This is a genomic window from Bartonella sp. 220B (assembly GCF_026930205.1).
Taxonomy (GTDB): Bacteria; Pseudomonadota; Alphaproteobacteria; order Rhizobiales; family Rhizobiaceae; genus Bartonella.
The window spans coordinates 1-7,311 of sequence record NZ_JANHOI010000023.1 but is presented as its reverse complement, the minus strand read 5'-3'; the positions used below and the strand labels follow the sequence as shown (position 1 = coordinate 7,311).

At 36.8% G+C, this 7,311-nt stretch carries 10 protein-coding genes; 3 read left to right on the top strand and 7 right to left on the bottom strand.

Features of this window, described 5'->3' with window-relative positions:
• Window positions 1-156 precede the first annotated feature (156 nt).
• Window positions 157-900, top strand: coding sequence for a hypothetical protein (locus NPX99_RS08175; RefSeq protein WP_269031353.1), 744 nt, complete (start codon window positions 157-159; stop codon window positions 898-900).
• Between the two features lie 917 nt (window positions 901-1,817).
• Here NPX99_RS08175 and NPX99_RS08170 read toward each other — a convergent pair.
• From NPX99_RS08170 to NPX99_RS08160, 3 genes are read right to left on the bottom strand one after another with little or no spacing between them, the layout of a single operon-like run.
• Window positions 1,818-2,321: a hypothetical protein gene (locus NPX99_RS08170; RefSeq protein WP_269031352.1), complete on the bottom strand. Its 504-nt coding sequence runs from the start codon at window positions 2,319-2,321 to the stop codon at window positions 1,818-1,820.
• A complete protein-coding gene (locus NPX99_RS08165) occupies window positions 2,242-3,318 on the bottom strand; it encodes a YdaU family protein (protein ID WP_269031351.1) in 1,077 nt (358 codons plus the stop codon). Before NPX99_RS08165 ends, NPX99_RS08170 begins: the two co-directional genes overlap by 80 nt.
• Window positions 3,311-3,781, bottom strand: coding sequence for a crossover junction endodeoxyribonuclease RuvC (locus NPX99_RS08160; protein WP_269031350.1), 471 nt, complete (start codon window positions 3,779-3,781; stop codon window positions 3,311-3,313). Before NPX99_RS08160 ends, NPX99_RS08165 begins: the two co-directional genes overlap by 8 nt.
• Before the next feature lie 75 nt (window positions 3,782-3,856).
• On the opposite strand from NPX99_RS08160, the gene NPX99_RS08155 reads away from it, so the two are divergent.
• A complete protein-coding gene (locus tag NPX99_RS08155; protein WP_269031349.1) occupies window positions 3,857-4,522 on the top strand; it encodes a hypothetical protein in 666 nt (221 codons plus the stop codon).
• Here NPX99_RS08155 and NPX99_RS08150 read toward each other — a convergent pair.
• The 4 genes from NPX99_RS08150 to NPX99_RS08135 are packed head-to-tail and all read right to left on the bottom strand — an operon-like array spanning window position 4,470 to window position 6,672.
• Window positions 4,470-4,784 carry a hypothetical protein gene (locus NPX99_RS08150; RefSeq protein ID WP_269031348.1) on the bottom strand — a complete coding sequence of 105 codons (315 nt, stop codon included), beginning with the start codon at window positions 4,782-4,784 and terminating at the stop codon, window positions 4,470-4,472. The two genes, NPX99_RS08155 and NPX99_RS08150, sit on opposite strands and share 53 nt — an antisense overlap.
• Before the next feature lie 10 nt (window positions 4,785-4,794).
• The gene (locus NPX99_RS08145) at window positions 4,795-6,015 is read right to left on the bottom strand and encodes a hypothetical protein (protein WP_269031347.1); all 1,221 of its coding nucleotides are present in this window, start codon (window positions 6,013-6,015) and stop codon (window positions 4,795-4,797) included.
• Between the two features lie 11 nt (window positions 6,016-6,026).
• Complete coding sequence (locus tag NPX99_RS08140) at window positions 6,027-6,341, bottom strand: dATP/dGTP diphosphohydrolase domain-containing protein (RefSeq protein WP_269031346.1); 315 nt, start codon at window positions 6,339-6,341, stop codon at window positions 6,027-6,029.
• Between the two features lie 10 nt (window positions 6,342-6,351).
• On the bottom strand, window positions 6,352-6,672 hold the full coding sequence (locus tag NPX99_RS08135) for a hypothetical protein (RefSeq protein WP_269031345.1): 321 nt from the start codon (window positions 6,670-6,672) through the stop codon (window positions 6,352-6,354).
• A 95-nt stretch (window positions 6,673-6,767) separates the two neighbouring features.
• On the opposite strand from NPX99_RS08135, the gene NPX99_RS08130 reads away from it, so the two are divergent.
• Window positions 6,768-7,103, top strand: coding sequence for an XRE family transcriptional regulator (locus NPX99_RS08130; RefSeq protein WP_269031344.1), 336 nt, complete (start codon window positions 6,768-6,770; stop codon window positions 7,101-7,103).
• Window positions 7,104-7,311: the final 208 nt, after the last annotated feature.

The window sequence follows — 7,311 nt, the reverse complement described above, 5'->3', positions numbered from 1 at the left end:
GACAAATGAATAAGCAACAAACGCGGGGCGGATGCTTTCTCAAAAAAACATTTCGTTCCAAATAATAACTATTAAAAAAAATCAGAATCAGATTAAAATTCATCCAGCATGGGGGGGCATCTCTTCTATAAAATTTCACTAAGGAGATTTTTCCCAATGCCGTGGTTCACAATCATACAAAAGAAATATAAATTTACAGATGATATAAGAGAAATTTCGGGACACGTGGTTTATCGTATTCAAGCTATTAAGGACTTTGGTGATGTTAAAGCAGGCGATTTGGGTGGTTGGATAGAAAAAAGGAAAAATCTATCTCATGATGGGGATTGTTGGGTGTCCGTTAATGCCGTTGTTTTTGGGAATGCCAAAGTTTACGGAAATGCCAAGGTTTGTGATGAAGCTGAAGTTTCTGGTAATGCTACGATTTGTAATTCTGCCCGTATTTGTGTTCGTGCCAAAGTTTATGGCAATGCCAAGATCTTTGATAGAGCAAAAGTTTATGGTAGGGCTAGGGTTTACGAAAATGCCTGTGTTTTTGGTAATGCTCATATTGCTGGCAATGCTGAAGTTTTTGACAATGCCAAGGTGTATGATGAAGCTAAAATTTCTGGTAATGTTAAGGTATGTTGCAGAGCAAAGGTTTATGGTAATGCTGAAGTGTTTGGAAAGGGGGGGGATCCAGTCAAGATTTGTAGTAATGCCAAGGTCTTTGATAAAGCTAGAGTTTTTGATCATGCTCATGTTTATGGCAATGCCGCTGTTTATGACCGTGCCCATGTTTATGGTAATGCCGCTGTTTATGGTAATGCCAAAGTGTATGAAGAAGCTAAAGTTTATGGTAGTGCTAGAATTTTGGGTAAGATATATTATGATATCGAAGATACAGCAATTAAGCTATAAATCTAAAAACACTAAGGTGTGGATAGATCTTTAGCATTGTGAATAAATGATAAGGTTCTCCATCCAAATACTTTAAACGTTGTTTTAGAAATTAACTTTTAACTCTTAATATCATTGCCTTATTTATTTTAAATGATTAAACGCTTATCTAAAGATGGCTCTCATAGGCAATGATGTTATTCTTAAGTTCCGCTTACTTATCTTAAAGAGGTGACCCCAATTTTGGGGTTCCCCCAATCACTCAATTCAAAGTAGCTACTCTCGTTTTCTAAATTTTTAGCAAGCGTGATAAAATCGATATGTCTTTAAACCTATGGAATTCTGTTATCGACAACTTCAAATTCAAACGATTGCGTTTTAAACAATGGGATTTATGTGATAAAAAACGTATTGCAAAATTTATGAACTTTTATGGATGATAACAGCTTTGCATTTCATTTGAATGCTCACATGCGTTATAATATTTGCATCATGATTTGCTTTTTATGCTCTGTTTATAGATGGCTATTGTTTATAAAAAATGGTCAATTGAATCACGTATAAAAGTGTGGATTCTTAAGGGGACTCAAATAAAATAAATGTACTTAATATATTGACTTTATTGTATTTTTTACTATAATATGCTTTCATACTCGTACAGGTTATAAAAATACTCACTCACTCCTAACCCCCATGGCACATGACCAACCGCCGTCGTAATAAACTTTTTTCTTGCCTGTTTACGTTTTGTTAAGAACAAATCTTTTAAAATTCCCATGCTTTTAGTCCATAATTTTACCAACTGGTCTATTTGCCTCAAATTTAATCGTACAAAGCGTTTTTAATTCCTTATGTGGTTTGTATCAAAAAAATATTTAAATCGCTTTGTACGGTGCCTTTTTATCGATTTAAACGCATATCTAAACACAAAATCATCTCTACTTGGCTATTTCACATTCAAGGCATTTCAAAACTTTGCTTAACTCTGTTTGAAGCTCTTCCATGCGGTTCTGAGCTAACGGTGTCTCTTGTTCTTTGCCCTTTATCTCAGGCTTTTGAAGGCTCTTGAATATGCGATTGACACGCAATCGAACGCCAGTTTCAAGATTTTCGCAATAATGATAAAATTCAGCTGTTGCCGGCATAAATGTTGCGTTTATGCCTTCTGCTTTGCCTTTCAAAACGTTCTTTGTTGCCGTTTGCAAAGCCCAGCTGCTTATGCCTTCAAGAGTGTAAAGATAGGCAAGCGATGTTGCTTTTTCGTCTGCTCCCGATGGGCTTTTGAGACCATTTGACAACACAAGATACGTCGTTTGAATTTCCTCTTCAGTTGCTTTTTTCTCAAGCTTTTTCAACGCATCATTAGCTAATGACGTAACCCTCTCCGCTTCTGCAATCGATGGTTTTTGCCCCGTCTTCCAAAGGAATGGTGGTTCTTTCATCATCCTCGAATAAAAATTTATAGATACTGTCTGAATTTTTGATATCGGACATGTACCGTGCAATTCGATAAGATTTGCTACGTTGTTGTTCTGCATTTGGTTTTCCATAATTACCACCTATTTGATTAATTTTATGATCTTTTGAATTTCTAATCCAATTACGCCATGTTGCTTGCCAATCGATCTTGGTAGCATCCTTCCCAGTCTTGGCTTTCCAATAATCTCGAAATTTTGCCATCTCGACTTTCACGCGCTCTGGAGGCAAGCCCTCTGCAATTGCGAAATCGTAATCAGGTTCGAAATCATCAGGCAATCGACAACCCCGATTAGTTTTAGACCGCTTGGCTTTTTGGGGAACGCTTTCTTGCTCGTGAATGGGAAGTTGGGTTTCTTCTACCGCTTCGATTTGATCTGAAAGGTTCTCAACAGCATCAACCTCAGTTGGCTCGTGAACCTGATCTTCAGTTTCTAAACTTTCTGAATCAATTTCTTTTTTTGCTAATACGATAGTATTAGTTTTTTTATTTATATTCTTATTCTGGTTCTGGTTCTTTATAGCTTGATTTTGCTTAACGTTTGCTTCAGCAAAAAAATCATTTTGCTTGTCATTTGCTTCAGCAAAATTATTAACATGTTGTTTTATATTGTTTTTTGCTTTCGCACCTTTTCTACCAGCTTCACTGCGAACTTGAGATATGTGCTCTTTTTTACCAGCAAAATCTTTTAGCTCTTCTTCAACGCGCGCATTCCACAACCCACCATCTATCTCAATAAGTTTATTATCCCTTATTAAATATTCGACAATAGTTGCAAATTTTTTCTGCGAACAATGACAAACGCGTGCAAGCGTTTGAAAATCTGTTTTAAGTGGTGCTTTTTTGTCATACATGCGAACAAGAAGCGTTATATAAACGCCCCGTTGCTCCAATGTCATTCCATCTGTACCACTAATCCAGTCATACAAATGAAATCTAATCCACGGCATACCATTAGACATGCCCAATCTCCTTTCCTTTAACTAAATGTAAAATCGCTAAAGCATCCGCTTCATTATCATCCTTAGGCTCGTGACCCTTTGCACGCATCGCCTGTATCATCTCTTCTTTTGACGCATTCCCCTTCCCTGTCGCCGCTTTCTTTATTGTACCAACCGGAATGCCCTCATAAGGAATTTGATTGTTTTCACACCACGACGTTAAGGTTGCTAAAAAACCACCGTAAACATGCGCCGCATCCGTACCAACATGACGCCTCACCTCCTCAAAATACACCGCGTCAATACCACCGGCTGTTGATTTCATTTCTGTAAGCCATTTATTAAAACGAAAATAACGCATCCCACCGCCCTCAAAACGGCTCGTTTGAAAATTCGCCGTGCCACTGAAGATTTGACCATCCACACCACATATCGCCCAGCCCATCTTCGTACCTAGATCAAAACAAAGAATCGTGTTAATCACCACGCCGCTCCATACAAAATGTGTTTTATTAAATTACTGTTTTCCCAAAAGCGGGGGGAGAAAGAGGTAAAGATCATGTTGAACAATATAAAAGATGCTTTGTATTGGATTGATAAGAGTACTATCGCATCCGCCGTTATTACTGCGGCTATCATGTGGGCTGGAGGGAACTTACTTAAGCATATAAAAATCCACAAAAAAAGAAAAACTACAGAACAAAAGTTGATCGTTACGAATAAACCAGTAATGTTACTACCAAAATTAGAGTGTAAAGACCCATATGAAAAGCCCTTAATTATTACACCTTTAGTCATTAAAAATCCTACAAAACAAGTTATTAAAATCAATCACATCCGGATAAATGAAGAAACACCTTTTGAACTTATTGGTGTAATGACTCTTGATCCTATCTTCTATGGATTTTCTCGAAACTTTCCTAAGTATATTAGTTTCGAAAAGGATTCCATAAAACCACAACGCTCCATACTGCATTTAAAAAAAACGCCTCTAATCAATCCTTCATTAGAACAATTATTGGAATTATTTAGTTTAAAAAGTTGTAGTGAATTGTCATTGACATTATTTATTTCACCCCTAAGTTCAAACGATATAGCCAACCCTCAATTTTTCATACAGCATACAGCACCATATAACCCAAAGAAAACAATTGAAGTAAGCTTTTCTCCTATTAGCTTCGAGGGGTTAGAGACATGGAAAAGTCTTTTTGAAATTTCTGGTTAAATAGTCTGTATTGCTGTTCAAGCCCTTCTAATTTTTGATGTAAAATTGTAAGCTGTCTATCAATCAAAGTTTTCTGTTGATTGATCAATTTCTCTTGATCTTTAATTATTGCATCCTTTGCATTAATCATTTCATCATTTAGCTCTATCTGTTCTTCTAGATCAGAAGCCTTAAAACGATAGTGTACAGCAAATAGTGTAACCACAATAATTGGAATGTTATTTATGGTATGACCTATGATAAACGGTACTACATCACTCATCTTCCTCTCCTCACTTACTTTTCTTCTCAGAAGAGAGGTTTTTATTATCAACAAGCACTTCTTTGCCTTGTACTAAAGTACCGCCGCCAATATTAGCGCTAGAAACACGAGCATCATCACAAACGGTCGCATTCTCATAAACTGTTGCAGTTTCATATACATATGCATTATCGTAAACTTTGGCATTGTCATAAATCTTCGCAGAACCGGAAACTAATGCCTCTCCATAAATTTGTGCTTTGCCATAAACTTGTGCATCATTCGTAACGGTAGCATATCCGTAAACTTGGGCATCGCCATAAACCTGTGATGAGCCCCAAACCTCCGCATTTTCATACACATGCGCATTGCCATAAACCTTGGAATTACCACCAATGGTTGCTTTTCCATAAGCCTGTGCTTTGTCATAAACTACAGCATTGCAGTAAACCAGAGCATTGCTAAAAACCATAGCCTCGCCCCCAACCCAACAATCGCCTTCATGACTAAGGTTCCCCTCTTTTGCTATCCAGCCCCCTAAATCACCCTTTTTAATAGCTCCAAAGTCTTTTAACGCACGAATCCGATGCAAAATATGGACACAATCATCTTTCGCACCGTTGAGTTTATATTCCTTGATTTCACCAGTGAATTTATATTTCTTAGTTGGATCAATCTTCTCTGCAAGTTTAATTGTATCGTTACACTGCTTAATTTGCTGTTTCAGTACTTCAACTTCCTTGTCACGTGATCTAACATCTTCTTCTAGTGTCTTTATAATTTCATTTTTCTGTGTGTGCGCTTCATCATACTGATCTATTCTTTGTTTCAGCACTTCAATTTCTTTGTCACGTGAAAGAAGCGCCTCACCATCATACTTAATATCTTGTTTTAATTCTGTAATGGTTTTATCGCGTGCTTTAATCACCTCATCATGCTGCTTAAGCTCTTGTTTTAGCCTTGAAATCTCCTCGTTGCGTGATCTAATCACCTCATCATCATGCTTAATATCTTGTCTCAATGCTGTAATGGTCTTGTCGCGTTCTTCAATATCCTCATTACACTCATCAATTGTCTGCTTGCGTTCCTTTGCAAACTCACTCTCTTTCTCTTTGAGTTCTTCTTTAAGATTGGTTACGCGCTCTTTAAGGGCTTTAACTTGGTCGCAATAATGCAATACAAAACGAAATACGACCCCGCCAAAAAGCAAGACTGAAAACACCGCTATTAATAACATTTCATTCAAACCCATTTTGTTTCTCCTTAATTGTGAGGGCGGTCATCATGACCTATCTGTTTTGCTTCGCATTCCATTAAGAAAAGAAGGCAACAAGCCGCATGTGCCAAGTGTGATAAATCACTCTCGGCATCCTTATTCTCTCCATCAAACCATGCTAATAAATGACGCAAAGCAGCGCCGTGTAACCGGCTCCAATCCATACCTTTACGCCAATTGTTTGCCCCGTATTTCTTGGCTCCAAACTCAAGAACACGACCGATTTCAATCAAAGTTGACGGCGGGATAAGTTCTAAACGTGCCTTGCCATCATCACTCTTATGCGCTTTTTTTACAGCCATGATCATCTCCTTACGGCTGCAAAGGTTCACCCGCGCTATCAACACGGGAGCTCTTTACAATTTTAGACATGGGAGGGGGTTGCTTCTCTTGCATTAATCTCTGCAAGCGTTCAGGGTAAAAGAAATCATCTGGACGTAAATCTATGCTATGCTCACGTGCATAGTTTAGTAATTGTGCCTGATAAACCGAAGGAAATAATCCATTAGCACCACCTTTTTCCTTGGAATAAGTAATGCGATAAACAGCACCCTTACATTTCTGTAAAATGCGTGAAACATTAATAGCACCGCCTAAATATTTTATTATGGTATACGCAGGTTCTTTTTTCATAATAATAAAATTTCATATTGTCTGAATTTTATCAAGAGAAAAAATTCAGTTTTTTTTAATTGATTTTTCATTTGATATGAAAGAGCCTTATTCTTATGGAATCGGATCAGTTAAAGGCATGGCTTAAAGAGCAATTAGCTAAAAATGGACATGGTAGCAAAAAAATGCTAGCTGAACATTTGGGGGTATTGCCATCTACTTTAACTAGTATGATCAATAATTCAGGTACATCGGGTAAAAATAAATCAATAAAACCCAGGCTAATAAGAGCAACTGAACTTATAAAGATTATTGATTTTTTTGGTGAAATCCCGCCTTTCTTAATCAAAGAATCTGAACAATTTATTCGTCTTTATTATCAAGCAAATCCTGAAGTTCAGAAAGCTGTTTTAACGATTCTTCAAAATTCCTGCTCTTTAGACAAAAGATAATAGAAGCCATTACTTTTTTATCTCCATAATTCCAAAATTTTTCTAACATTATTTTATCCATAATGAATTTATGTTCAATATAAATTTCAGATTTTATGAATTTTTTTATTGACACCATTCATAAAATATGAAATACAGACACCATACCCCGAAAAAAAAAACCTGTGTCAAGGCGTTTTTTTCAAAATGTATTTAAATATTTTGATAT

What these genes read in the sequence shown, in the direction of transcription:
- NPX99_RS08175 (WP_269031353.1), top strand. Translation starts at nt 157, where the DNA reads ATGCCGTGGTTCACAATCATACAAAAGAAATATAAATTTACAGATGAT.
- NPX99_RS08170 (WP_269031352.1), bottom strand. Translation starts at nt 2,321, where the DNA reads ATGAAAGAACCACCATTCCTTTGGAAGACGGGGCAAAAACCATCGATT.
- NPX99_RS08165 (WP_269031351.1), bottom strand. Translation starts at nt 3,318, where the DNA reads ATGTCTAATGGTATGCCGTGGATTAGATTTCATTTGTATGACTGGATT.
- NPX99_RS08155 (WP_269031349.1), top strand. Translation starts at nt 3,857, where the DNA reads ATGTTGAACAATATAAAAGATGCTTTGTATTGGATTGATAAGAGTACT.
- NPX99_RS08150 (WP_269031348.1), bottom strand. Translation starts at nt 4,784, where the DNA reads ATGAGTGATGTAGTACCGTTTATCATAGGTCATACCATAAATAACATT.
- NPX99_RS08145 (WP_269031347.1), bottom strand. Translation starts at nt 6,015, where the DNA reads ATGGGTTTGAATGAAATGTTATTAATAGCGGTGTTTTCAGTCTTGCTT.
- NPX99_RS08140 (WP_269031346.1), bottom strand. Translation starts at nt 6,341, where the DNA reads ATGGCTGTAAAAAAAGCGCATAAGAGTGATGATGGCAAGGCACGTTTA.
- NPX99_RS08135 (WP_269031345.1), bottom strand. Translation starts at nt 6,672, where the DNA reads ATGAAAAAAGAACCTGCGTATACCATAATAAAATATTTAGGCGGTGCT.
- NPX99_RS08130 (WP_269031344.1), top strand. Translation starts at nt 6,768, where the DNA reads ATGGAATCGGATCAGTTAAAGGCATGGCTTAAAGAGCAATTAGCTAAA.